The sequence below is a fragment of the uncultured Clostridium sp. genome, from assembly GCF_937920395.1.
Taxonomy (GTDB): domain Bacteria; phylum Bacillota; class Clostridia; order Clostridiales; family Clostridiaceae; genus Clostridium_AD.
In genome coordinates this window covers 1-22,964 of the sequence record NZ_CALEVF010000280.1, presented here as the reverse complement: position 1 = coordinate 22,964, position 22,964 = coordinate 1, and the positions used below count along the sequence as shown (strand labels likewise).

Genomic DNA, 22,964 nt, shown 5'->3' with positions numbered 1-22,964 from the left:
AAAATTAGTCCTTATAGTATTTCTGGAGGCAGCTAAAAGTTATCTCATTTAGTTGCCTACGTAATATTACTATTCCCAGTCTGCCCATATTTCGGGGACATAACCAACAGTGGCATCTTTCCCATTACGTACTATAGGAGTTTTAAGAAGTTGAGGGTTTTTTAATAAAATTTCTTCTTTAATCTCATCCCCCCTTATTTGGCTTAAATTTGATTTTTTGTAATCTTTAGCATTTGTATTAATTAAATTATTTAATCCAACAGATCTTTTTACACTTTGAAATTCGCCATTACTAAGCCCTTTAATATTTAAATCAATAAATTGATATTTTATGTTTCTTTCCTTGAAATATCGTTCAGTTTTTTTTGTATCAAAACATTTTTTTGTTCCAAAAAATTGAATATTCATTTATGTAAACTCCCCCCAAATGTATTAGTATCTATATCATGCTACCATTAATTAAAGCATTGGTCACTATTAATTCTAAATTAGGCACCATTAATTAACACATTAGCACTAATAATTATAAAATTAGTAGTGCTAATATTACTGTAGCAACTATTCCACACGTTACAGGAATAATATTCTTCCTAGCAACATCAAAAGGTTCAACCTTACATATTCCCGCCGCAGCAACCACACTCCACGGAATTATAGTTCCACCACCTATCCAAATTGTAATTATTTGACCAAATGCAGCAATTTGTTCTTTATCTATATTTATTGTAGTTGAAAAGGTATTAGCTAATGTACCTACTAACGGAAGACCAGCGAAGCCTGAACCACTAAGGCCAAGAAGAGTACTTACTGCTGTTTGTATACCTACAACAGAGTACTTAGATAATGGTATCTTGTTTGCTGCAAATACTCCTATATCACTTAGAATTCCAGTAGCCCCATTTCCCAATATATCAACAGCAGTACTTTCACTTCCGAGAAAGAAGAAAGCACCAATAATTATAATTGGTGCAAAAATATTTATTCCAAAACTAAAACCACTCTTAATATATTTAGTAACATCTCCTAATGATGTTTTAAAATTAGTATTAATTATAGAACAAATTATCATCATTATTGATGCTGTTCCACCTATTAAGGCTGTTGACTCAGAGCCTATAAAATTAAATTTTTTTATAAAAAATATGTCTGTTATAAATATAAACGGAGTAACTATTGCTATTACCTTTGTTCCTATTAAATTGTTTTTCAAAGATTTCTTGTTTTCAATTATATCTGTGTCTACTTCAATTTTTATGGTTTTATCTCTTCTCATAAGTATAAACGCTATAGTAATAGTGACTATACTCATTACACCCCAAAATGGGAGGCATTCTCGAATTATTCCTAGTGCATTTGGTAAGTTCGCAGTTTTCGCAGTTATAGATGGCGCTGCTTGAAGAACAAAATCGCTTGATAAGGCAACCCCATTACCAAATATACATAAAACTACTGCAGCCCATACTGGTGGCAATCCAGATTGTATTGCTGCTGGTACCATTAGTGCGCCTATAAAAACTACGGCCGGTGTTGGCCAAATAAACCAAGAAGTCAAAGTTACGGTAATACCTAGAACAAAGAATGACATAGTTTTGTTTATCATTAATTTCCTTATTGGTTTTATAATTAGTTCATCTGCACCCAAATCATTTAATGCACTTGACATCGCATTAACCAACGCAATAACTACAACTATTTCAATGAATTCTTTTCCGGATATTACTATAGCCTTATATATAATTTTAACAGCACTTAGGATACTTCCTGTATATATATATCCAATTACTCCAATTCCTAAAATACATGGAAGTATTACATCTTTTTTAATAGAAATTATAATAGTAATTATTAGAATGATTATAATATATGCATAATGTATTGTCCCTAAATTTACCATGTATTTTTAATCCTCCTTTGTTTTATACTTAAACATACAACTATGTAACATATAGAATAAATTAAAGAATTTAAATATTAAGACATACTATATAAATTTTATTTAGAATATATATTAAATTCAGTATGTGCAATATCTCGTAAAAATAATCAACTTATACTTCTTCATTAAAGATGAAAACAATCAAGAGATACTTAACATATAACATGACTTTATTTAATAATTATGATAAACTTAGGACTAGCAAAAAATATTAGATTATAAATGATATTTTTTAAAAAAATACAAGTAAGGAGGCCACGATGTTAAAAATTTGGGGCAAATTAATAAAGGATAATAGAATTATAAGAGATGAAGTTGCAATATCTGAAATAGAAGATAGTTACCAAGAGAATCTAAAAATATGTATAACTGAGTTATGTTACAAATTTGATATTTCAACACCTTATTGGTTAAAACCCAATGTAAGTGAATTCAACAAAAGACGTAAATCAAGTTTTGATGAAAATAATTTTATTGAGGAAATATATTTTGATAAACTTGAAATAGAAGAATTAAAACCAAGCGAAAAATAGCAATGTAAACTTAATAATTAAGTTTACATTGCTACGTCTCGCTTTCCGTTTCATTATCCTAAAATCCAGATAAAAATATTTATTTTTATATTAAAATGGAATTATTGTATCATCAGGAAAAATCGAGCCATCAAAAACAGAGAATTCTTCAAAATTGTCCTCTTCTTTTAAATTAGTAAGATATATTTCATCTTCACCTATTACTTTTAACTCCATTAAAGTGCTAACACCAAAAGTAAGTACATTATTTAGAAATTTGGGGTTATTTGTAAAGTTACTAGTCGTTTTAATACTAAGCTCAAATTCATTTAAATTACGCTCTTTGGTAATCTTCAATAGTACATCTATAGGTTTTTCAAAAAATCCATTTATATATTTGTTTATATTGTTTTCAAGATAATATGTTATATAATTAACTCTTGCAATGAATTTAATACTTGAAAATTCAGATATTGTGGATACATAGCTCATAAATTCAGTAGATGGCACTATTATACCTGGTTCGAACTTTGTATATTTATATATATAAGAAGAATTTATTTCTTTAGGTAAATTAAAGCTTATAGTAGGAAATTTTATATTTTCATTATATGATGCAAATATTCTTTTTACTAATACCGCAATTTGTTTGTTACCAGGATTAAAATTAGTAATTGCAACTGTTGTATCATATGTAAAAGAAAGATTAATTGAAATAATATCATATGGCTGACTATTAATTGTATTCATTAGAATTGAACTAATCAAACAATTTGATTTTAAATCTATTATATCAATTCCACCATAATCATTGCAAACTCTATTAGCAACTAATAGCTTAGTATTGTCATCAGTTATAAAAAGGCTAGTAGGTTCAGACCTTGAGGTAAAAATATAATTGTATACTTTATTAGTTTGAGTATCTATTAATTCTATTCTATTTAGCCCTAAGTTTGATGCATATAAGGTCCTTTCATTTAACACCATATCATTTATCAAAGATCCTTTTGGCAAAATCAGTTTAGTTACAAGTTTTGAACCAATATCTATTTTTAATATATCAATCTTTGTTGAAATATATGCTGTTTTATCATCCTCTGAAATTAAGAGGGATATTGGATTAATTCCTAAATTTTCAAATGAATTTATAAGTGTATAGGTATCGGTTCTATAAATGTTTAATTGTTTTAATAACATATCTAATACATATAGTTTAGATCCTTTTGCGTTAAGCTTTATATCAGTAATCGCTGAAAATTCTCGAAAACGATTTATTATTTTGTCTAAATTCATATCATATATAGTTACCTCAGATGTATCTGAAACATATATCTTTTGATTTGTTTTATCAATTATCAGATTACCATTATTAGAAATAAAGTGTTCTCTTATTTCATAACTTTTACAATTAACAAACGAAATTGTATTACTAACATCACAAGCAACACCAATTGTATTATCATCTTTTATTGCTAATTTGAATGGTCTTTTACCAATTTTTATTTCTTTTAATATTGTATTGCAAAGCCCATCAATTACAGTTAAGGTTCCAGTTTTAACATTTGAAACAAAATAAAAATTTTTTCTTATAATTGTATCCATTTCAATCACACCCTTTAACCTTATTAATAGAAAATATGCTTTAAGTGTACAAAATATGCACAAAATAAAAAAAGGATTCGGAAAACCCAAATCCAAAAATAATATAAATGTAAACTAAATCATTTCATAGGTATTAAACTTTAGTTTTTTAATGATTTTGTATACTCCTTTGGGCTTTATACTGATTTTTAGAATTTCAGCATTAACAATATCCATATAGATTTCTTTAAATTTAATAGATAAACTACAACCATAAGATATTTTTATTGGTGTTGACACTAATTCAACATTGCAAGACTTCTTTAAAAGTCTTTGGTACAAAAGTGTTGTAGTATTATGACCTGGGTAAACTACTAAATATTCGGATTCTTCTACTTGCATCGTCTTGTACATCCCCTTTGTTGCTGATCAAGTTTATAAATGATTTTATATTAAATAAAACAATTGAATACTCTATAATATGAAATCATACTACTATTGTGATAAGTAAATTCATCTTGTTAATTTAAAGTGTAATATTTTTTCTTGAGATTATTATATTTATTTTTCAGATTTTTTTTTGAAAATTCTATTTACAATACCAATACTTTTTTCAAAATCTAAATCTTGTCTTAACGCTTCCTTTTCACTAGTTAATTGTTGCAATTTATTTTTTAATTCACTTATGACATTAGATTTATATATTTTTTGTTCTTTTAATCCTTCATATTCATTAGTAAGTTTTTGTGATTTATTTGTTAGATCATCTAGCAGTACAGTACTAGATATTTTTTCAATTTCCATTACCTTCAACTTTTTCATAGAAGTTTTTTGAATCTCAGCTATTATAGAAAGTTTTTCTTCAGCTTTTTTCTTTGCATTTGTAAGCATAAAGAAATTATCTTCTAATTCCTCTATAACTCTCAGTTTTTGTTGATATTTTATTTGCAAATCCATAAGTTCTTTTTTAAAATCGCTATTGTTTTTTTTCAAAATCAAATTTTCTTCTTGCAAATTTATTTTCCCTTTTTCAACTGAAGAATCTAATGTTACTCTTTCATCTACTTTGGTAATTTGAGAAATACTATTATTATAATCATTTGTGTAGTTAGGAGATACTAGCTTTATTTGCGTCGAATTTGTTCCTAGTATATATCTACACTTTATAGCATTATCTTTATTACTTAAAGATAAATATTTGTATATTAAAAATTCATCAGTAGCCTCTATATAATATTTGCAGGGTTCACTCCATTTGTGTTTATATGAAGACACATAAACATCTTTACCTTCAACCCACGTTGCCCAAAGAATTCCTTTAATTTCAACAAAACAAAAATTAATTGGTTTACATGGAGTTTCATGTATTTTATAACTTTTCATTTTTCCATCAGGTCCAATTACTACATTTTCTAACACATATAAAGAGCCTTCTTTAGACAAATTCATTATATTTATGTTGTCTAAATATAATGCTGTATAAAAATTAACACTACTACCGATAATTCCATACAATCTTTTAGGAGTACTCCATTTATTGTTTTTGTATTCTGCCAAATTTATTGATGATCCATTTTTTTCACCTTTTATAAATATTAATGATAAAGTGTCATTTTCTAAGGTTTGTACTTCATAATGAAAAAAAATATCCTTTTGAAACGTTATGGTATCTATTGTATTAAATATGCTTTCATCCTTATTTAAACATAAATGAATTAATGAACATTTTATTTTACTTAAATTATTTTTAGCAATAAAAAATATATTGGTTGATTTATAAATTGTAATAACACTTAATTCTGACATCTCATATTCTTTATTTTCAAAAGTATAAATGGTTTTTCCAAGCCACCTGTCAACCTCCCATACACAAAACTTAAGCTCCCCTACTTTTACACTATATATAATGCAAATTTTGTTATCCATATCTAAGCTTACTACAAAATCTAAAACTTCGCTGTCAATTTTCTTTTCTTTAGTCCATTTATCTTCTGAATACATTATATTGTATATTAAATCATTATTATCATTTACATAAAATTTCCATATATGATCTTCACCATCGTATAATATACATGGGCTACATAATATCATATTACTCATCTCCTTATAGAAATTATATTTTATATCAAAGTAATATATAACCTAATAATTAATATTAGATACAATACATATAACACCTAACTAATATTGTATTAATCTAATGCAAATTAACACATAGATTATAGAAGCTCATATTACTCACAACTAGTATACACTAGCATACTATACCATAAGTGATACGAATTGAAAGTGTACCACTTGACATAAAAGGAGGAGAAATAATGGCTATTACTCGTGATGATTTTATTCCAAGACCTGGTCTTGTTAACAAACAAGGATACCTTCCTGATCCATCTGAGTTAGTTTGTATTGAAATTCCAAAAGTTTTTGATCAGTGCCTTATTAAAAGATGTTTAGTTTATGGCTGCGGACCAGATACAGTTGATACAGATGCTGAATTAAGAAGTAATCCCCTTGATAATCCAAAAACATTTACAGGCTGCAGGGATTTTGAACTAAAGCTTGTTTCATTAGAAAAAATACCACTAAAATTAAACTCTAGTTATAAAAAAATAATAGTTTGTTTTGTAGTTTCATTTTATGCTGATTTTACAGATTGTAATGGTGATAATCAATGTGAGTTTTATGAGATTAATCGTACAGAGGTCATATCGAAACTATATTGCCCTGATTCAATAGCACAAATATCTGCTACTTGTGTATCTACTGGTAAGTCTAGTGACTTTGATTCTGAAATTATAAAACTTGAATTGGTAGCAGAATGTTTAAATGGTAATTTATTCAATAATGAATGTGATGAAACTATTTTAGACATAACATTAGGATTTCATCTTATTGTAAAATGTGAGTTAGTTGTTCAACTATTAATTCCATCATATGGTTATTGTTCAGTTCCTAGGCAATGTGAAGAAGATTGTGAAGATGATCCTTGTGAAATATTTGATCGAGCACCAGTTCCAAAATTTTTTCCCGATCAAAAGCTTAGGCCTTTGTTTTATGATAAATGTGATGATGAGTGTGAAGAATGATAATACCATATTTTGTAGTAATTACTCAACCTTACTTTATTAATAATGAAATATTTTCGCTATGGTAACACAAAACCATTAGCGCTTCACATAATACTATAATAATTAAAAGGCTCGATAAAACGAGCCTTTTAGAATGTTAATATTTAAATATAATCTCCATTTAAAAATCTTTTTTAAAATTTATTGATTTATCAATCACATCTTATTTGTAACAGCATACTATAAAACAGAGAACACGAATTAGATGTGTATCATTTAACATAAAAGGAGGATAATTAATGACTATTTCTCATAATGATTTTATTGCAAGACCGGGTGTAATTAATAAGCAAGGATACCTTCCAGATCCAGCAGAACTAGTTTGCGTTGAAATCCCAAAGGTTTTTGACCAATGCTTAATTAAAAGATGTTTAGTTTATGGATGCGGTAAAGATACTGTAGATACCGATGAAGAATTAAGAAGTGACCCTCTTGAAGACCCAAGAGTATTTACAGGCTGCAGGGATTATAAATTACAGCTTATTTCGGTAGAGAAAATTCCACTCAAAAAAAATCCTAGTTACAAAAAAGTAATAGTATGTTTTGTAATTTCATTTTATGCTGAATATATAAACTGTGATGGAGAAACAAAATGTGAATTTTATGAGATTAATCGTACAGAGGTTATACCAAAACTATATTGTCCAGATTCAATTGCGCAAATATCTGCTACAACTGTGCCAACTGGTAAATCCAGTGATCTTGATTCAGAAATTATAAAGCTTGAATTAGTAGCAGAATGTTTAGATGGATTCTTTTGCAAGGATGATTGTGATGAAAGTGTTTTAGATGTAACCCTAGGATTTCATCTTATTGTAAAATGTGAACTAATTGTTCAGCTATTAATTCCGGCATATGGATATTGCCCAGTACCTTGCCAATGTGAAGAAGAGTGCGAAGAAGACCCTTGTGAAAAATTTGATCGAGCACCAGTTCCAAAATTCTTCCCAGATCAAAAACTTAAACCTTTGTTTGATGATGAATGCGAATGTGAAGAGGAAGAATAAGTAATTTTTAAAATAATTAAAATTAACTAGAACATTTATAAATCTAAGTCATACATTATAGTATAAGAATTCTAATATATCCGCCTTATGTAAACAGTACATTTAGAATTCTTATACTACACATTATGCTTTTAAATTTAAGGAGGAATAATATATGAATTCAAATTCAAGAGGTCATTACGAAGAAGAAAAAGAGTGTGGCTGCAAAAAGAAAAAAGAAGAAGGAACTAAAGTTATATTAAAATGTAAAGCTGGAAATCCAGTAACAGTAACTGCGACATCAACCACCACTGCAGGGGTTCCAGGAACTGCAGTAATTACTCCAAGACTAGCTACAGCTACTTTAGACACAGGTGCTTTTCATGACCCATGCATATTATTCGAATTTGCAAATAATATAACTATTACTGCTTCAGCTACAACAGCAACATCTGCTATTACATTCCAATTAAATAGACTTTGTAAAGGTGAAACTATTGCAACTGCAATTGGAAATCCATGGGTTTATTCAACAACAGGAATAACAACTATAACTGATATTATAACTTTTAAAGTTTGTGATTGCGATAGTGATAGTGGTTGTGATTGTGATAGTGAGTGTTGCACTTACTTTATATCAGCAAGTACTGTATCTACAGCTGGTGGTACTGGTACTGTAACAGCAGCCACTGCAATAGTAACATTTAACAATCCAACACTAGTAGCTTTAGTAGTGGAAGGATAATTATATTATTGATAATAATAATTCCATAAAAAATAAAAAGGCCCTATAAAAAGGGTCTTTTTATTTTTAATCAGAACATTTAAAATTTTAATTCATATATTATAGTATAGAAGTCTTACTAAATGTTATTATTGTGCTACAAATTATGTTATCAAATTTAAGGAGGATTAAATAAATGAATTTACATTCAAAAGATTATTATCAAGATGAGAAAGAAAGTTGTTGCAATAAAGCTGGAGAAGCTAAAGCTTTATTAAAGTGTAAGGCATCAAATCCAGTAACTGTAATACCTACAGCAGATACTGCTGTAGGTACCCCAGGCACTGCAGTTTTAACTCCAAGACTAGCTACCCTTAGCTTAGGCACAAGGTGTTTTAATGATCCATGTATTAAGTTCGACTTTTCAACAAATTTAGTTATTACCCCTGGAACTGATACAGCAGTTGCTGTTACATTCCAATTAAATAGACTTTGTAAAGGTGAAACTGTTGCAACTGCAATAGGAAATTCATGGGTATATTCTACAGAAGCAGTTATAACTGATATAATTACTTTTTTAATTTGTGATTGTTATAGTAGTTGTAATATCGATTGCTGCACTTATTTTATATCAGCAAGTACTGTTGCCACCCTTACTGTAGAAGACGGAGGCGCAACTACTTCAACCGTAACATTTAACAATTCAACACTTTCAGCTTTAGTAGTAGGAAAATAATCGTATTATTGATATTTAATATTATACATGAAAAAAGGGCCTATAAAAAGGGCCTTTTTTCATGTATATCTTTTAAAGCTTTAATAAGGTTTTCAATATCACCTATATTATTAAAATATCCTGGACTTATTCTAACCGTACCTTTTCGTCCTGTACCAATTATTTGATGTATTAGTGGTGCACAGTGAAACCCAGTTCTAACTGCTATACCTTTTTTATTAAGAAAATCTCCTACTTCAGATACATCTACATTGTCAATATTTAAAGAAACTACCGCTCCCCTATTTTTATAATCAGTTCCTCCATAAATTTTAATATAGGATAATTTACTTAATTCTTTTACTAAATATTCTGTTAACATAATTTCATGATTTCTTATATTTTTTATTCCAATTTTCCTAATAAACCTTATTCCCTCGCATAGTCCTGCTATTCCAGGTGTATTCAAGGTTCCACTTTCAAATTTATCAGGTAGAAAATTAGGTTGCTTCATAGACAGTGAATCACTTCCAGTTCCTCCTTGAATATACGAATCAAGCTTGATTCCTTCTTTTATATATAACCCTCCCGTTCCCTGTGGACCATATAATCCTTTGTGACCAGGAAAAGCTAATAGATCAATATTATCTTCTACTACATCTATTGGTATAATTCCTGCGCTTTGAGATGAATCGACCATAAATATTATTCCTGATTCTTTTGCAATTTGTCCTATAGCCTTTATATCTTGTACTGTTCCTAAAACATTAGAAGTATGGTTTATTATAATAACCTTAGTATTTTTACAGATGGCTTTTTTTATGTTATTAATATTTAAATGTCCATTTTCATCGACCCCAAGAAGAGTAAAAGTTACTCCTTTTTTAATTAGATAATTTAATGGTCTTAAAACTGAGTTATGCTCAATTACTGTACTAATAACATGATCACCTGGCTTTAGTATTCCTTTTATGCCTATGTTTAAAGATTCAGTAGCATTACATGTAAAAATGATATTTAATAAATTAGGAATATTGAAAAGTTCACTTAATTCTTGCCTTGTATCCATAATTTTAGAAGAAGCCGCAATCGCCATATTATGAGAACCTCTACCTGGATTTGCAGCATATGTTTTCATACACTTTAACACTTCAGAATAGACCACCTCAGGTTTCGGAAAACTAGTGGCAGCATTATCAAGATATATCATAAATTCCTCCTGTTTTATTTATGTCATTTACTCTTTATATACTATAAGTATTTTCATAGGCTTTGTTCTATGCTTAATTTACTGTTAATTTTTCAAACTATTAAAATAATTAAAAGATTGCATAAAAAAATGAACCCCCTATAGGCGTTCATTTTCCAGTTATTGTTAAGTTAGTATTAATATTATTTTATGTAACATAGTTTTTATTAAAATTAACTATTTATTTATCAAATACACCGCCAGTTTTTTTAGTGCTTCTCGCTGCTTTGCTTTTTTTACCAATCACTTTAGTCGCTCTTGAAAGTCCACTTTGCTCAGAACTTTTCTTCTTTTTTTCCTCAATAATTTTTTTCATCATTTCAATATTATTACTTGACATAAATTCTTCCTCCTTTGGCAGCAAATCAAGAATGGCAGATACTATAGAATTTATGTTTCAATTTATAATTTCCACATTTATTATATACATTCAAACTCAACTTGTTGTGTTCTCTACTAATCAGTTTATCGTAGTTCTTAGATAATTTCAATACAATATTATAAAATAGCAGTAAATTAGACCGATTTTCCCATATAAACTAAAAATATATCTGAATTTGCTTTTTATAACATCTAATGAGTAATATTATATAATTTAATAAGTACATTTTTATATCCAAGTTTTATGATTTCATTGTTGTATAAATCTTCGTATGTAACAATATCAATATTAAATTCTAAAACCTTCGAAAAATTATCTCCATAAATTTTTTTAATAAACATCTCATAATCTTCTTTTATTAAAGTATAATGTTTTTCATCATAATGGTATCCTTTTGTATCATTATTTAATTTTTCTATAATTCCATATAATTGATAAATATAACTAATATCTTTCAAATTAAAATCTTTTGCTAAAGCAACAATTGACTGTGCATAATTAAAATTCATAGGTATAGGATAAATATTGATTTTATTCTCTTTACCAAATTCTTTTAACATTCTTACACTCTGAAATAATGTTGTACATATGTCTAATTGAATAATTGTTGCATATTCATTAAGCTTTAATGCTTTATTTTGCTCCTCGTTTTCTCTAGTAGCTTTTTCAATTTTACTTTGCGTCTTAATTGATATTGCGGTAGAATTTCTATTTATGAACCAGCTGAAAACGCCACCCAAAATAGCACCGATTATTATAGAAGTAGATGATATAATCGGATTCAAAAGATTATCAGGTATGAATAATAATGATTCTAACATCACAATATCTCCTTTCTAAAAAAACATTTTCTATAATATGGTCTCCACACTAATTTATTTTATTCTTTTAAACCTACGAAGTTTATTTTGACAAAACAATGATAAATGGAGTATTGTTTTAGATAAGCTTATATAAACAAAGATTATGTTCAAAATAACATATAGGCATTTAAGTAATTTTATTAAAGGAGACTACAAGCTTATGAATACCCAAAATGATAACAGAGGACAGATAAGAAGCAATGTACCAGTTGGTACTACAGTGGATGTTGTGTTGAAAAAGGACCAAAGAACAACTACCCTAACTAGAGGTATAGTTCAACGAATATTAACAAACTCAGCAGTACATCATAGAGGAATAAAGGTTATGTTGGAAGATGGACAAGTTGGAAGAGTTCAAGCCATTATTTCAAAATAGAAATTAATAATTAAATATAAAAATCCAGTTTATTATTACATCAGTAGTTAATAATAAATTGGATTTTTGCACTTTATTAAAAATTTTCATTGCATTTCAAGATAAAATGTTATATACTAAGAGAGTTACCTAGTAACAATAAAAATTCCAAAAAAACTATCTAATACGTACTAACGCATTAAAAACGGATCATTAAATCACTTAACAAAAGAGAAGACATGAATTTTAAAAACCCACGCTCAAATTCTTACCCTTTTCATTCGAAAATTTCTTAATGAATCCCTAGTAAATTTTTTTGAATAACGTACTGATAACAATTATAACATCTCATTTGTTATAAAATGAATTTAAATCACATTATATGAGTTACAACTAGTATTTTTTGTGTACCCATATACTATTAAGGAGGTGCCTAAATGAGAACAGATTACGTATTTGAAATCACAGAAGATGTGATAAATGAATGTTTGGAATGTCTAGACTAATAACAAAAAAACAAATCTATCACTAATCCTGTCCTAGTGAAGGTTTCTTTTTTTTATATAAATATATATGTATATATTTAACATTTAAGTATATTTGGAAATTATTTTAGTATGATTATGTTATTTTTAATTCTTTTTAATAAATTATGTTATAAAAAGAGGAAATTCCTTTTAAATAGAGAATAGTTATAATAAGAGAATATTTACTTGAAAAGGAGTGACTAAAATGTTAACGATTTCTTTTATTAGTGGTGAAAGTGAAATATTGGATTTAAAACAATCTGAAAGTGATTTATTTAAAAGCTGGTTTTATAATTTTGAAAATTCAAGACCTCATGAAGTTAACAATATGGGTAAAAAATATTTATTTAATAAGAAGGCAATAGCTTATATTGAGATAGAACCTTAGGTTTCGTACTTTATTTAACCATTAAATATTTTGGTATATAATCCATTAAAAGCAAAGAAGCAACATTTCTAAAAATGTTGCTTCTTTGCTTTTTTTACAAATGTTTTTTTTCTATTTACATAATATAACGGTAGAAATGGCTGGTACAATAATATCATTAAGACAAGTTTTATCACCTCTACATACACCTAGTTCATTTACTTCAAATTCATTTGCTATAATTAACCATTCATCACTATCTGGTATAATAAATTTAATTTCATTTTTGTTAGCATTATGAATTATAAGTAATTTATCATAATTGCCTGCAAATTTTGAAGTTAGTTCATATGCTACGCAGTTATATGGCGATGTAAGAAATTTCAATGAATTTCTTACATCGTTTTCGTTGTCTAATGTCAAGACCTTTTGATTTTTTCTTAAAGAAATAAGTCCCTTAATATATTTATAAGTTTGTGAAAACACAGATTTTCTATCCCAACTTATTTTATTAATCATATCTCCAGCGTTATAACTATTGTGATTTCCTTGTTTAGTCCTTAATATTTCTGTGCCACCTTGGATAAACGGAACTCCTTGTGATGTAAGGACTATGGCCAAAGCTAGCCTATTCATTTTTTCTCTTTCAAAAGGAGTATTATGAGGGTTACTTTTCTCAAATTTATCATACAAGCATAAGTTATCATGAGCACTTACATAGTTTACGGATTCTCCCGGATTTTGTGTGAAATTACATATATCATTATTATATTTAATTCCACCTACAATGCCCTTCTTAATTTCTAATTCAAACCCCTTCCCCCCATTAACAAATCCTAAACCATCCCCATCATTATCTCCCTTTAATGCGTTTCTTAGATCATCATTAAATACAGATACTTGCATGCCTTTTTGACTACCTTTTCTCATCTGCATTTTCTGTGGTAATGAAGATGGTCCTCCTATCCAAGGCTCACCATAAATAATAATATTTGAATTAATAATTTTAGCCTGCTTTTCAACCTCCTTCATAGTATCAATATCATGAAGTGCCATTAAATCAAATCTAAAACCATCTATTTTGTATTCCTTAGCCCAGAACTTAATACTATCGACTATAAATTTTCTCACCATTGGTTTTTCAGACGCAATTTCATTTCCACAACCAGAACCATTTGTATAATTGCCATCATCATCTGTTCTATAATAATATTTTGGAACTAATATATCCATTGGAGAATTTAGATTAGTAAAAGTGTGATTATATACAACATCCATAATTACACTAATACCATTTTCATGCAAGGTTTGGATCATAGTTTTGAACTCTCTAATTCGTACAGTACCATCATAGGGATTCGTAGCATATGAGCCTTCAGGAACATTATATAAATATGGATCGTATCCCCAATTATATTCTTCTGTTCTTTCATCTACGCTTGCAAAATCAAAGACAGGTAACAAGTGAACATGGGTTATTCCTAAGTCTTTGAGATGGTCAAGTCCTGTAATAACACCCACAGGTGTTTTAGTATTCTTCTCAGTAAACGCTAAATATTTTCCTTTGTTTTTCATTCCTGAATATTCTGATGATGAAAAATCTCTAATATGAATTTCATAAATAATTGATTCAGTTCTATTAATCGATGTCGGTCTTTTGTGCTTTGACCAGTTATATGGATTTATAGAAGGAAAATCAACAATCATACCCTTTTCACCATTAGCACTTGCACCTTTAGTATATATATCCGGGGTCTCTATTTCTATCCCATCATTTAATACTAAATAATTGTAATATTTATTTTTATAATTTCCATCAAGTTTAAGCTCCCAAACTCCATTTTTGACTTTAATCATTTCATGTTTTTGTCCGGAGTAATCGTTAAATGTTTCATAAACTATTACCGATATTTTATCTATGGTAGGTGCCCATACTTTAAATATTGTATTTTCTTTAGAATAAACAGCACCTAAATCATTTCCATTGTATATATATTCTTGAGTATCTAATGTTTTTGTCATTATCAACTATCTCTCCTTAATAATCAGCTAAACTACTTAATTAATTGTATATATATTCCTTAACATTATATTATTAAATATAATATTAATCAAGATAACATTTATATATTTAGGAAATAATTATACACCTTTCTCATATAATATAGTGATATCTATTATAAAGAAGATGAAAATATGAATGAAGACAAAAATTGCTATATTCAATTAAACAGTAAAGTTGAAAAAATGCTTAAAACATCGGAATTTTTAGGATCTGGTCACAATGGAATAGTTTATTTACTGCCTAACAAAAGAGTAATTAAAATTTTTAAGGATAAGAAAGTTTGTTCGGGAGAATATAATATCTTTATTAAGACTAGAAAAAGCAAATATTTTCCAAACGTATATGAGCATGGAGCTTACTATATTGTAAGAGATTATGTAGGTGGAAAACGTCTTGATAAATATATAAAAAAACATGGTATTAATGAAGTAATATCACTTAACATAATTAAACTTATTGAAGAGTTTACAAAACTTAAATTTAATAGACTAGATATTAGGTGTAAAGATTTGTTTTTAATGGATGATTTTTCAATTAATGTAATTGATCCTAAAAACAATTACTCTAAAAATGTAACTTATCCAAGGCATTTAATGAAAGGACTCAACAACTTAGGAGTAATAGATGAATTTTTATCAGTAGTTAATGAGAAACGCCCAAAAACGTATAAAATATGGAGTTTTAGATTTAACCAATATTTAGAGAAAAGTATTAAATAGGTTTTATAAATTATCTTTATTAAATAATCATACAAAAGAGAATAAGAGACTGTAATCCATGAAGGCTTCAGTCTCTTATTCTAATGTCTTATTGCAATATATTTAAGTCTCTTAAATTATCTAAAAATTCTTGAAAGTTCAGTGCTCTTGAAGAATCTAATATTATTTTTGCATTTCGAATTAACTTTTTATCATCCGTTACAAGAATATATTTTTTGTTTTTTTCGCAGATATCAATTAAACTATAATCATTTATTGAAATTTTATCTCCATTAACTAAATATAAATTTTTATTTTGTTGATATTTAATAAAATTACTTGGTAAACTACAGTCGATAAAATTGGAACCTATTTCATTATTAGTAATGATATGACCTAATAATTTTAAAAATTTATTTGAAAGTATAAAATCTTCATTGAATTTTATATATTCCTTTACTGATAATTCCCCTGCTATATCCTCAGAAATTTTAAAATCGATAGATTTTATATTTTCAATAGTATCAAGCAAAGTAGGATATTTACTCCACACCTTTATAATAATATTAGTATCCAATAAATACTCTTTACATATCATAATCTTATCTCCTTTAGAATTAAATCAATAGTAGTCTTTTTTTAAAATGATTGGTTTGCTAGTTTATTAATATTATATTCATTATTATCTAAATAGTTAACTAATATTAATCTTTTATTTTACCTTGATAAATGTATATATTACCATTATAATTTAAATAATATTATTTAATTTCTAGCTTTTTAAAGTGAATATTATTTAATAAAATAAGCTCATATAATACTAATGTAAATACAACACTAATATTATTAAAGTTAGAATATAAAGAAAGGAGTAGCTGATTCGCAGCTAATAGATGAAACTATGGAAATACATGTATATTTAAAAGGAAGTAAAAAAGCTATTATTTATAGTGGTGATAGAATTGACGTTTTAGATTTTGAAATGAACAAAGTTAAATATAAGCAAATTAGATATTTTAGAAAGGGTTTCAGTAAAAGTGAACTTGTAGAACAAGACAGTATAAACAAAATAATTACTGTAGATTAATAATAGATGCCTACATTCTTTAATTGAGTGTAGGCATTTATTATAATTAACTATTGTCTTTTCTTAAGTTTTGATTTCTTTTTATTGCTACTTTTAATTCCATGACTTGGCCTACCTTGGGTGATTATAGGTTTACTTTTATCTTTTAACCTTTTGCTTATAGGTGCATCCTTAGTTTTACTTTTTACGGTATTAATTTTATCTCTATTTACACCTTTAAATTCCTTTTGCTTCCCACTCTGCTTATTAAATTGTTCTTTATTCTTTTTTCCTCTAGGTTTTACTAGACACTTAGGTCCGTAACCAATAAGATCTTCTCTTCCAGCTTGTGTTAAAGCGGATAATACTAAATCATATTTCATCGGATCTTTATATTGAAGAAGCGCCCTTTGCATAGCTTTTTCATTTTTAGTTTTAGGTATATGAACTTCTTCAAGCGTTATTGGATCAAATCCTGTATAAAACATTGTTGTAGAAAGTGTTCCCGGTGTTGGATAAAAATCTTGAACTTGTTCTGGTTGATAATTAATATCTCTAAGGTATTCAGCTAGTTCTATTGAGGACTCTAGTGTACAGCCAGGGTGACTAGACATAAAATAAGGAATAACGTATTGCTTCTTCCCTATTTTCTCAGTAGATTTATAGAATTTTTCCAAAAATTTATTATAAGTTTTACCAGCCGGTTTACCCATGTATTTCAAAACTTTATGTGCAACATGTTCTGGTGCAACCTTAAGCTGTCCACTAACATGATGCTTTATAAGTTCATTTAAAAAGGTGTCATCTTTGTCTGCCATAATATAATCATAACGTAGTCCTGAACGTACAAACACTTTTTTAATATTTGGAAGTTCTCTTAATTTTCTTAGGAGTTTTAAATACTCCATATGATCAACATCTAAGTTTTTGCATGGGCTAGGATGCAAACATTGCCTATCCTTGCAAGCACCTACTTTTAATTGTTTATCACATGCTGGTCTTCTAAAATTAGCTGTAGGGCCTCCTACATCATGAATATACCCTTTAAAATCCTTAAGTTTTGTAATTTGAATTGCTTCTTCAATTAGTGAATTTTCACTTCTGCTTTGCACAATTCTTCCTTGATGAAAAGTTATGGCGCAAAAAGCACAACTCCCAAAACATCCTCTTGAACTTACTAGACTAAATTGAACTTCCTCTATAGCAGGTATTCCACCCATTGATTCATAACTAGGGTGATAGTTCTTCTGATAGGGCAATCCATAAACTTTATCTAATTCCTCTCTCGTTAATGGCATTTCTGGTTTATTTTGCACAAGATACTTATTAGCATGTTTTTGTACAATACCAATTCCGCGAATGGGATCTTGCTCATCATATTGTATTTTAAAAGCCTGTGAATATTTATGTACATCTCTACATACTTCTTTATAAGATGCTATTTCAATATAATCTTTTATATTTTCTGTATTTTCCGAAACATAACATGTGCCAAGTACATTTGTAATATCTTTTATATCTACATCTTCATTTAATAGTTTTGCAATATTAACAACTTGTTTTTCACCCATGCCATAGATTAATAAATCTGCTCCGCTATCTAAAAGCATTGATTTTCTTACCTTATCACTCCAATAATCATAATGTGCAAATCGCCTTAAACTTGCTTCTATGCCACCAATAATAAGAGGAACATTTTTATACGCTTCTCTAATTCTGTTGCAATAAACTATTGTCGCTCTATCAGGTCTTAGGCCCATCTTTGCACCTGGAGAATATAAATCTTTTTCTCTTATTTTCTTGCTTACAGTATAATGATTAACCATAGAATCCATATTCCCAGAATTAACTAAAAATCCAAGTCTTGGTTTGCCTAACTTTTTAAAATCATCTATATTTTTCCAATCAGGTTGAGCTATTATTCCAACTTTATAACTCTCATTTTCTAAAACCCTTGAAATGATTGCAGTTCCAAAGCTATGATGATCCACATATGCATCACCTGTAACTATAATGAAATCTAATTCAGTCCAACCTCTATCTATAATATCTTGCATGCAAATAGGTAAATATTTATTATCTTTAATTAAGTCCACCTTCTTTTGATTTAATCGTAAGTTTGAATATATAATTCAAAATACAATTATATCATGCTTTACGAATTAATTCTTTAAAAATAATAATTTGAATTATATATTTAATAATCTCTTGGATTAAAAAAATTACAATTTCTTGTAATTTTAATAACAACATTTTTTATATATTTGCGTATAATATAATGAATTCATGTTGTAAAGTGAATGCATTTAAACTATAATTTAATATTTTATAAAATAAGGAGGAAATATATGCAACGTTCAATAGATAATACAAAGAATAAAAAAATAAGATATAGTGAAGAAGCAGTAACAGGGACTACTAACAATATTCAACAAGATTTTAAAATAAATATCCATAATGGAAAAGGCTTTTATGATACTGGTATTAATAATTCCTTTTGGTCAAGTTTAATTATTACTGCTAAAATATTTCAGCCTCAAAATGGAACTTTTCATATTGTGATTAGAGACAAAGCCAAAAGAAATATAGTGGTTTATGAAAATAATAATATGGTACATGATAAAGAGATATCTTTTAAATATAAAACAGGGTTAAAAGTAAATCTTTTAATTGAAGCTATTTGGACCCAACCTAAAGATACAACTTTGTGTGGAGAAATATCTATTAATTACTAACCCTAATATGTCTAATCCTATTTAGGTTTATTAAATTCTATCTTTATAAAATTCAATAAACCCTTAGGGATTTAGACTTGATCATTTACTTTTTCTAACAATTTTAAAAAGTCTTGCTCGTTTTTCTTTACTAGATATTTATCTATAAGTGATTGAGTAGTCAATTTATTAAGACCTTTATATCCATTATCTAAAATATCAGTTAATACATTCATAAAATACTCTTTACTTTGGTCTATATCTTTAAGCATTTTTGTTGATATATCTTTTATTAATTCTTCTTTTATAATCTCTCGAAGCTTTTCTGTATATTCTTTCATAAAAATTTGTGTTTCCTCAGGATACTTAGAAAAATCGCCTAACATTATATCTTGAATTTTCATCATAACCACTCCTTAATAATGCATAACAATATTATTTTATCTTAGTGTTTTACATCTTCATGTTTTGCAACCATTGCTGCACCAATTACACCTGCTTCATTTCCTAACTGCGCTAAGACAATTTTAGCTATAGGTAATTCTTCGTAGTATTTATTTGCCATTACTTCTTTTGTAATCAAATCTAAAAGATATTGTCCTGCCCCTGCAATCCCGCCACCAAGTACTATTATTTCTGGATCAATAAAATTAACTATATTAATAATACCTATACCTAAATATTTTATTAATCTATTAACTGCGAGTGTTGCTATTTTATCACCTTTTTTAGCACAATCGAAAATAATTTTTGCATTTAGATTATTTATATTACCCTCAACATTTTCCAAAATTGTAGTAGGTTCATTCATTTCCATAATTAGTTTCTTAGCATATTTTATTATAGCTGTTGATGATGCAAATGTTTCTAAACAACCATTTCTGCCACAATTACAATCATAAAAATTTTCACCAATAACTGTATGTCCAAGTTCCGATCCTACTCCATTAAAGCCACTATAAATTTCACCGTTTATTATAATTCCGCCACCAATGCCAGTACCTAATGTTAACATTAAACCACTTTTACAATTTTGCATAGACCCACTCTCATATTCAGCAAGTGCAGCTACAGTAGCATCATTATCTATATAAACAGGTGTATGAAGTGCATCTTCTATCATCCTTCGTAATGGTACATTTCTCCATCCAAGGTTTACACAAAATATTACATTACCCTCTTTATCAGATAGACCTGGAATACCTATACCTATAGCATTTATTTCGTTAATTTGCATATGAAATTCGTCTAGTACATTTAAAACAAGAGCTATCATATCCTCTATTAGTTCATGTGGCTCTCTTTCTGACCTTGTTTCACATGACTTTTCGTGTACTATTTTCCCGTTCTCATCAACAATACCAACAACAATATTAGTGCCTCCTAAATCAATACCTATATACATACAATGCTTCCTTCCATAGCAGCTGCTATCATTTATTTTGGATAAAATATTTCTATTTATAATTATATTAATAGTAAGTTATATAATTCCACGTACAAGTAAATTATATCATATATACGTATTCATGCTTTATAATTTTATAAATTTACAAAATTATTTATACATTTATTTTCTATGGTACTTATAATATGCAATAACTTCTATATATTTACCTGTTTTATCATCAGTATAACTTAAAATTATCCCGTTTTGACTCATTAATTCAGAAGCCTGTAAACCTTCTATAGAGTGTGTAAAAATAACATTATTACTATTCTGAATGATAAATTGATTATCTAAAATATTTATTATACAACCTTTTCCTATTATAGATTCACCGTATTGAATTGGATCTCTAGTTGTGACATATCTCACTTCAAAATTAATAATTCTTTTAAGTCTTAATTCATTTTCTTTTTTTGCTTTTAACTTTTTACTATTAAAAAACATTTTATCACCCTATCTTTTATATTAATTACATTATACAGTAAATTATAAAAAAATAGGTAACCAATAATTCTAATTATTCCTCCAAATTTAAAAATGAAATGATTTCGCATAATTAAGTTGATTTTGGTTCACTATAATAAATAATAACAATAAATAAACATCTAGATGAAAGGTGGTTTTTTATATGGGATTTTTACGTTGGTTAGGTGGAATAATAGTGTTCTTTTGGGTTTTAGGGCTTATATTTAAAATAGGTGGTGGTATGATCCATATATTACTTGTAGTTGCCGTAATAGTATTTATAGTAGATATGATTACTGGTAGAAAAAAAGTCTAAAAACCAATTTTATAAATAATTATTATTGTACATTAATACATCATATTAATATTACGTCAAAACAGACCACTATTGATAACAAAAAATAAGTATATTTGCATAAAAGCTGATATACTTATTTTTGTTATTAGTTTAATGTTGTAATAGATTATAGTTTTAACGTATAATTAAATTATAAATGAATAATATTGTGCTACTTGGTTTTATTAACTACATATATATATGTGTCTTTGAAAAGTTCCTTTAGATACACTACACCTATCGTCTATATGAAATCCAACAGATCTAATTTGTTCTTTCATATCATCAAAAGTAACAATCACCATTTTAGATGCTATTCTACGTGCACTACCCATGATAGCTAACTGTTCATCTGCCGTAATTTGAGTAAATATGCCATATGGAAGATCAACTATGGCTACATCATACTTATTTTGAATATTATTCATATCGCCGATAGTTATCACATCCTCATATCCAAAGTACCTTAGATTCGTCTTAGCATTTTTACCAATTAGAGGGTTTATCTCATAACCTTTAATATTAATTTTCATTGATATAGCTTCAATTAGTACTGTACCAATACCACAACAAGGATCTACAACACTACAGTTTAAATTATTGCCTACTGCTATATTAACTATTGCTCTACAAACGTTAACTTTTAATGCATTAGAATAAGAAAAAGGTTTTTTGTTCCTTTGTAACCATTCAGAATTGTTGCTTTCACATTTACCAAATATCCATATGTTTGCTATTTTTGTTATACCAAAAATATTTTCTGGCTTTTTCATTTCACATTCCCCAAGTATGCTAAAACCTATTTCAAATTCAATTCTACGCCCCTCATGAAAACCTA

At 27.7% G+C, this 22,964-nt stretch carries 26 protein-coding genes; 11 read left to right on the top strand and 15 right to left on the bottom strand.

The window, feature by feature from the left end; genetic code table 11:
• Nucleotides 1-69: 69 nt before the first annotated feature.
• On the bottom strand, nucleotides 70-408 hold the full coding sequence (locus Q0649_RS17805) for an arsenate reductase family protein (protein ID WP_298845177.1): 339 nt from the start codon (nucleotides 406-408) through the stop codon (nucleotides 70-72).
• 115 nt (nucleotides 409-523) lie between these two features.
• Nucleotides 524-1,894, bottom strand: a complete 1,371-nt coding sequence (locus tag Q0649_RS17800) for a hypothetical protein (protein ID WP_298845174.1) — start codon at nucleotides 1,892-1,894, stop codon at nucleotides 524-526.
• 302 nt (nucleotides 1,895-2,196) lie between these two features.
• Here Q0649_RS17800 and Q0649_RS17795 point away from each other — a divergent pair, with 302 nt between their 5' ends.
• Nucleotides 2,197-2,469 carry a hypothetical protein gene (locus Q0649_RS17795; protein WP_298845171.1) on the top strand — a complete coding sequence of 91 codons (273 nt, stop codon included), beginning with the start codon at nucleotides 2,197-2,199 and terminating at the stop codon, nucleotides 2,467-2,469.
• A 90-nt stretch (nucleotides 2,470-2,559) separates the two neighbouring features.
• Here the strand turns inward: Q0649_RS17795 and Q0649_RS17790 are convergent, their stop codons facing one another.
• From Q0649_RS17790 to Q0649_RS17780, 3 genes are all read right to left on the bottom strand, one after another.
• Nucleotides 2,560-4,050 carry a YncE family protein gene (locus Q0649_RS17790; RefSeq protein WP_298845167.1) on the bottom strand — a complete coding sequence of 497 codons (1,491 nt, stop codon included), beginning with the start codon at nucleotides 4,048-4,050 and terminating at the stop codon, nucleotides 2,560-2,562.
• 114 nt (nucleotides 4,051-4,164) lie between these two features.
• Entirely contained in the window at nucleotides 4,165-4,431 is a 267-nt protein-coding gene (locus Q0649_RS17785; RefSeq protein ID WP_298845165.1) for a putative Se/S carrier-like protein, read from the bottom strand.
• Between the two features lie 159 nt (nucleotides 4,432-4,590).
• A complete protein-coding gene (locus Q0649_RS17780) occupies nucleotides 4,591-6,123 on the bottom strand; it encodes a hypothetical protein (RefSeq protein WP_298845163.1) in 1,533 nt (510 codons plus the stop codon).
• 230 nt (nucleotides 6,124-6,353) lie between these two features.
• Here Q0649_RS17780 and Q0649_RS17775 point away from each other — a divergent pair, with 230 nt between their 5' ends.
• The 4 genes from Q0649_RS17775 to Q0649_RS17760 all read left to right on the top strand — a co-directional run bounded on the left by Q0649_RS17775 (nucleotide 6,354) and on the right by Q0649_RS17760 (nucleotide 9,609).
• Nucleotides 6,354-7,121 (top strand): hypothetical protein, encoded by a 768-nt coding sequence (locus Q0649_RS17775; protein ID WP_298845161.1) that lies wholly within the window; start codon nucleotides 6,354-6,356, stop codon nucleotides 7,119-7,121.
• 281 nt (nucleotides 7,122-7,402) lie between these two features.
• The gene (locus Q0649_RS17770) at nucleotides 7,403-8,170 is read left to right on the top strand and encodes a hypothetical protein (RefSeq protein ID WP_298845158.1); all 768 of its coding nucleotides are present in this window, start codon (nucleotides 7,403-7,405) and stop codon (nucleotides 8,168-8,170) included.
• 154 nt (nucleotides 8,171-8,324) lie between these two features.
• Complete coding sequence (locus tag Q0649_RS17765) at nucleotides 8,325-8,894, top strand: DUF4489 domain-containing protein (protein ID WP_298845155.1); 570 nt, start codon at nucleotides 8,325-8,327, stop codon at nucleotides 8,892-8,894.
• Between the two features lie 175 nt (nucleotides 8,895-9,069).
• Complete coding sequence (locus Q0649_RS17760) at nucleotides 9,070-9,609, top strand: DUF4489 domain-containing protein (RefSeq protein WP_298845152.1); 540 nt, start codon at nucleotides 9,070-9,072, stop codon at nucleotides 9,607-9,609.
• A gap of 40 nt (nucleotides 9,610-9,649) precedes the next feature.
• On the opposite strand, the gene Q0649_RS17755 is transcribed toward Q0649_RS17760, so the two are convergent.
• From Q0649_RS17755 to Q0649_RS17745, 3 genes are all read right to left on the bottom strand, one after another.
• Complete coding sequence (locus Q0649_RS17755; protein WP_298845149.1) at nucleotides 9,650-10,798, bottom strand: aminotransferase class V-fold PLP-dependent enzyme; 1,149 nt, start codon at nucleotides 10,796-10,798, stop codon at nucleotides 9,650-9,652.
• A 220-nt stretch (nucleotides 10,799-11,018) separates the two neighbouring features.
• Entirely contained in the window at nucleotides 11,019-11,177 is a 159-nt protein-coding gene (locus tag Q0649_RS17750) for a hypothetical protein (protein WP_298845146.1), read from the bottom strand.
• Between the two features lie 233 nt (nucleotides 11,178-11,410).
• Nucleotides 11,411-12,040, bottom strand: coding sequence for a hypothetical protein (locus Q0649_RS17745; RefSeq protein WP_298845143.1), 630 nt, complete (start codon nucleotides 12,038-12,040; stop codon nucleotides 11,411-11,413).
• Between the two features lie 202 nt (nucleotides 12,041-12,242).
• Here Q0649_RS17745 and Q0649_RS17740 point away from each other — a divergent pair, with 202 nt between their 5' ends.
• Nucleotides 12,243-12,458, top strand: a complete 216-nt coding sequence (locus tag Q0649_RS17740; protein WP_298845140.1) for a YwbE family protein — start codon at nucleotides 12,243-12,245, stop codon at nucleotides 12,456-12,458.
• Nucleotides 12,459-13,169: 711 nt separating this feature from the next.
• Nucleotides 13,170-13,352, top strand: a complete 183-nt coding sequence (locus tag Q0649_RS17735; protein WP_298845137.1) for a hypothetical protein — start codon at nucleotides 13,170-13,172, stop codon at nucleotides 13,350-13,352.
• Nucleotides 13,353-13,463: 111 nt separating this feature from the next.
• Here Q0649_RS17735 and pulA read toward each other — a convergent pair whose 3' ends face one another.
• Nucleotides 13,464-15,353 carry a type I pullulanase gene (pulA, locus tag Q0649_RS17730; RefSeq protein WP_298845134.1) on the bottom strand — a complete coding sequence of 630 codons (1,890 nt, stop codon included), beginning with the start codon at nucleotides 15,351-15,353 and terminating at the stop codon, nucleotides 13,464-13,466.
• A gap of 174 nt (nucleotides 15,354-15,527) precedes the next feature.
• Here pulA and Q0649_RS17725 point away from each other — a divergent pair, with 174 nt between their 5' ends.
• Complete coding sequence (locus Q0649_RS17725; protein WP_298845131.1) at nucleotides 15,528-16,115, top strand: protein kinase; 588 nt, start codon at nucleotides 15,528-15,530, stop codon at nucleotides 16,113-16,115.
• Nucleotides 16,116-16,203: 88 nt separating this feature from the next.
• Here Q0649_RS17725 and Q0649_RS17720 read toward each other — a convergent pair whose 3' ends face one another.
• Nucleotides 16,204-16,692, bottom strand: coding sequence for a hypothetical protein (locus tag Q0649_RS17720; protein WP_298845128.1), 489 nt, complete (start codon nucleotides 16,690-16,692; stop codon nucleotides 16,204-16,206).
• A gap of 303 nt (nucleotides 16,693-16,995) precedes the next feature.
• Between Q0649_RS17720 and Q0649_RS17715 the strand changes: the two genes are divergently transcribed.
• Complete coding sequence (locus Q0649_RS17715) at nucleotides 16,996-17,181, top strand: hypothetical protein (RefSeq protein ID WP_298845125.1); 186 nt, start codon at nucleotides 16,996-16,998, stop codon at nucleotides 17,179-17,181.
• A gap of 50 nt (nucleotides 17,182-17,231) precedes the next feature.
• Here Q0649_RS17715 and Q0649_RS17710 read toward each other — a convergent pair whose 3' ends face one another.
• Nucleotides 17,232-19,247 (bottom strand): YgiQ family radical SAM protein, encoded by a 2,016-nt coding sequence (locus Q0649_RS17710; protein ID WP_298845235.1) that lies wholly within the window; start codon nucleotides 19,245-19,247, stop codon nucleotides 17,232-17,234.
• Nucleotides 19,248-19,508: 261 nt separating this feature from the next.
• On the opposite strand from Q0649_RS17710, the gene Q0649_RS17705 reads away from it, so the two are divergent.
• Nucleotides 19,509-19,895, top strand: a complete 387-nt coding sequence (locus tag Q0649_RS17705) for a hypothetical protein (RefSeq protein WP_298845123.1) — start codon at nucleotides 19,509-19,511, stop codon at nucleotides 19,893-19,895.
• A gap of 71 nt (nucleotides 19,896-19,966) precedes the next feature.
• Here Q0649_RS17705 and Q0649_RS17700 read toward each other — a convergent pair whose 3' ends face one another.
• The 3 genes from Q0649_RS17700 to Q0649_RS17690 all read right to left on the bottom strand — a co-directional run bounded on the left by Q0649_RS17700 (nucleotide 19,967) and on the right by Q0649_RS17690 (nucleotide 21,768).
• Nucleotides 19,967-20,278: a hypothetical protein gene (locus Q0649_RS17700; protein WP_298845120.1), complete on the bottom strand. Its 312-nt coding sequence runs from the start codon at nucleotides 20,276-20,278 to the stop codon at nucleotides 19,967-19,969.
• 41 nt (nucleotides 20,279-20,319) lie between these two features.
• A complete protein-coding gene (locus tag Q0649_RS17695; RefSeq protein ID WP_298845117.1) occupies nucleotides 20,320-21,279 on the bottom strand; it encodes an ROK family protein in 960 nt (319 codons plus the stop codon).
• Nucleotides 21,280-21,444: 165 nt separating this feature from the next.
• Complete coding sequence (locus tag Q0649_RS17690; RefSeq protein WP_298845114.1) at nucleotides 21,445-21,768, bottom strand: hypothetical protein; 324 nt, start codon at nucleotides 21,766-21,768, stop codon at nucleotides 21,445-21,447.
• Nucleotides 21,769-21,952: 184 nt separating this feature from the next.
• On the opposite strand from Q0649_RS17690, the gene Q0649_RS17685 reads away from it, so the two are divergent.
• Nucleotides 21,953-22,105, top strand: coding sequence for a lmo0937 family membrane protein (locus tag Q0649_RS17685; protein WP_298845111.1), 153 nt, complete (start codon nucleotides 21,953-21,955; stop codon nucleotides 22,103-22,105).
• Nucleotides 22,106-22,311: 206 nt separating this feature from the next.
• On the opposite strand, the gene Q0649_RS17680 is transcribed toward Q0649_RS17685, so the two are convergent.
• Nucleotides 22,312-22,964 (bottom strand): TRM11 family methyltransferase (locus tag Q0649_RS17680; protein ID WP_298845109.1); only part of this gene is annotated, 653 nt, incomplete at its 5' end.

Bases quoted from the DNA above. Each gene is read 5' to 3' on its own strand.
- Q0649_RS17745 (WP_298845143.1), bottom strand. From the start codon at position 12,040: ATGTTAGAATCATTATTATTCATACCTGATAATCTTTTGAATCCGATT.
- pulA (WP_298845134.1), bottom strand. From the start codon at position 15,353: ATGACAAAAACATTAGATACTCAAGAATATATATACAATGGAAATGAT.
- Q0649_RS17755 (WP_298845149.1), bottom strand. From the start codon at position 10,798: ATGATATATCTTGATAATGCTGCCACTAGTTTTCCGAAACCTGAGGTG.
- Q0649_RS17685 (WP_298845111.1), top strand. From the start codon at position 21,953: ATGGGATTTTTACGTTGGTTAGGTGGAATAATAGTGTTCTTTTGGGTT.
- Q0649_RS17715 (WP_298845125.1), top strand. From the start codon at position 16,996: ATGGAAATACATGTATATTTAAAAGGAAGTAAAAAAGCTATTATTTAT.
- Q0649_RS17705 (WP_298845123.1), top strand. From the start codon at position 19,509: ATGCAACGTTCAATAGATAATACAAAGAATAAAAAAATAAGATATAGT.
- Q0649_RS17775 (WP_298845161.1), top strand. From the start codon at position 6,354: ATGGCTATTACTCGTGATGATTTTATTCCAAGACCTGGTCTTGTTAAC.
- Q0649_RS17720 (WP_298845128.1), bottom strand. From the start codon at position 16,692: ATGATATGTAAAGAGTATTTATTGGATACTAATATTATTATAAAGGTG.
- Q0649_RS17795 (WP_298845171.1), top strand. From the start codon at position 2,197: ATGTTAAAAATTTGGGGCAAATTAATAAAGGATAATAGAATTATAAGA.
- Q0649_RS17770 (WP_298845158.1), top strand. From the start codon at position 7,403: ATGACTATTTCTCATAATGATTTTATTGCAAGACCGGGTGTAATTAAT.
- Q0649_RS17735 (WP_298845137.1), top strand. From the start codon at position 13,170: ATGTTAACGATTTCTTTTATTAGTGGTGAAAGTGAAATATTGGATTTA.
- Q0649_RS17800 (WP_298845174.1), bottom strand. From the start codon at position 1,894: ATGGTAAATTTAGGGACAATACATTATGCATATATTATAATCATTCTA.
- Q0649_RS17805 (WP_298845177.1), bottom strand. From the start codon at position 408: ATGAATATTCAATTTTTTGGAACAAAAAAATGTTTTGATACAAAAAAA.
- Q0649_RS17760 (WP_298845152.1), top strand. From the start codon at position 9,070: ATGAATTTACATTCAAAAGATTATTATCAAGATGAGAAAGAAAGTTGT.
- Q0649_RS17700 (WP_298845120.1), bottom strand. From the start codon at position 20,278: ATGAAAATTCAAGATATAATGTTAGGCGATTTTTCTAAGTATCCTGAG.
- Q0649_RS17740 (WP_298845140.1), top strand. From the start codon at position 12,243: ATGAATACCCAAAATGATAACAGAGGACAGATAAGAAGCAATGTACCA.
- Q0649_RS17690 (WP_298845114.1), bottom strand. From the start codon at position 21,768: ATGTTTTTTAATAGTAAAAAGTTAAAAGCAAAAAAAGAAAATGAATTA.
- Q0649_RS17725 (WP_298845131.1), top strand. From the start codon at position 15,528: ATGAATGAAGACAAAAATTGCTATATTCAATTAAACAGTAAAGTTGAA.
- Q0649_RS17765 (WP_298845155.1), top strand. From the start codon at position 8,325: ATGAATTCAAATTCAAGAGGTCATTACGAAGAAGAAAAAGAGTGTGGC.
- Q0649_RS17790 (WP_298845167.1), bottom strand. From the start codon at position 4,050: ATGGATACAATTATAAGAAAAAATTTTTATTTTGTTTCAAATGTTAAA.
- Q0649_RS17695 (WP_298845117.1), bottom strand. From the start codon at position 21,279: ATGTATATAGGTATTGATTTAGGAGGCACTAATATTGTTGTTGGTATT.
- Q0649_RS17780 (WP_298845163.1), bottom strand. From the start codon at position 6,123: ATGATATTATGTAGCCCATGTATATTATACGATGGTGAAGATCATATA.
- Q0649_RS17785 (WP_298845165.1), bottom strand. From the start codon at position 4,431: ATGCAAGTAGAAGAATCCGAATATTTAGTAGTTTACCCAGGTCATAAT.
- Q0649_RS17750 (WP_298845146.1), bottom strand. From the start codon at position 11,177: ATGTCAAGTAATAATATTGAAATGATGAAAAAAATTATTGAGGAAAAA.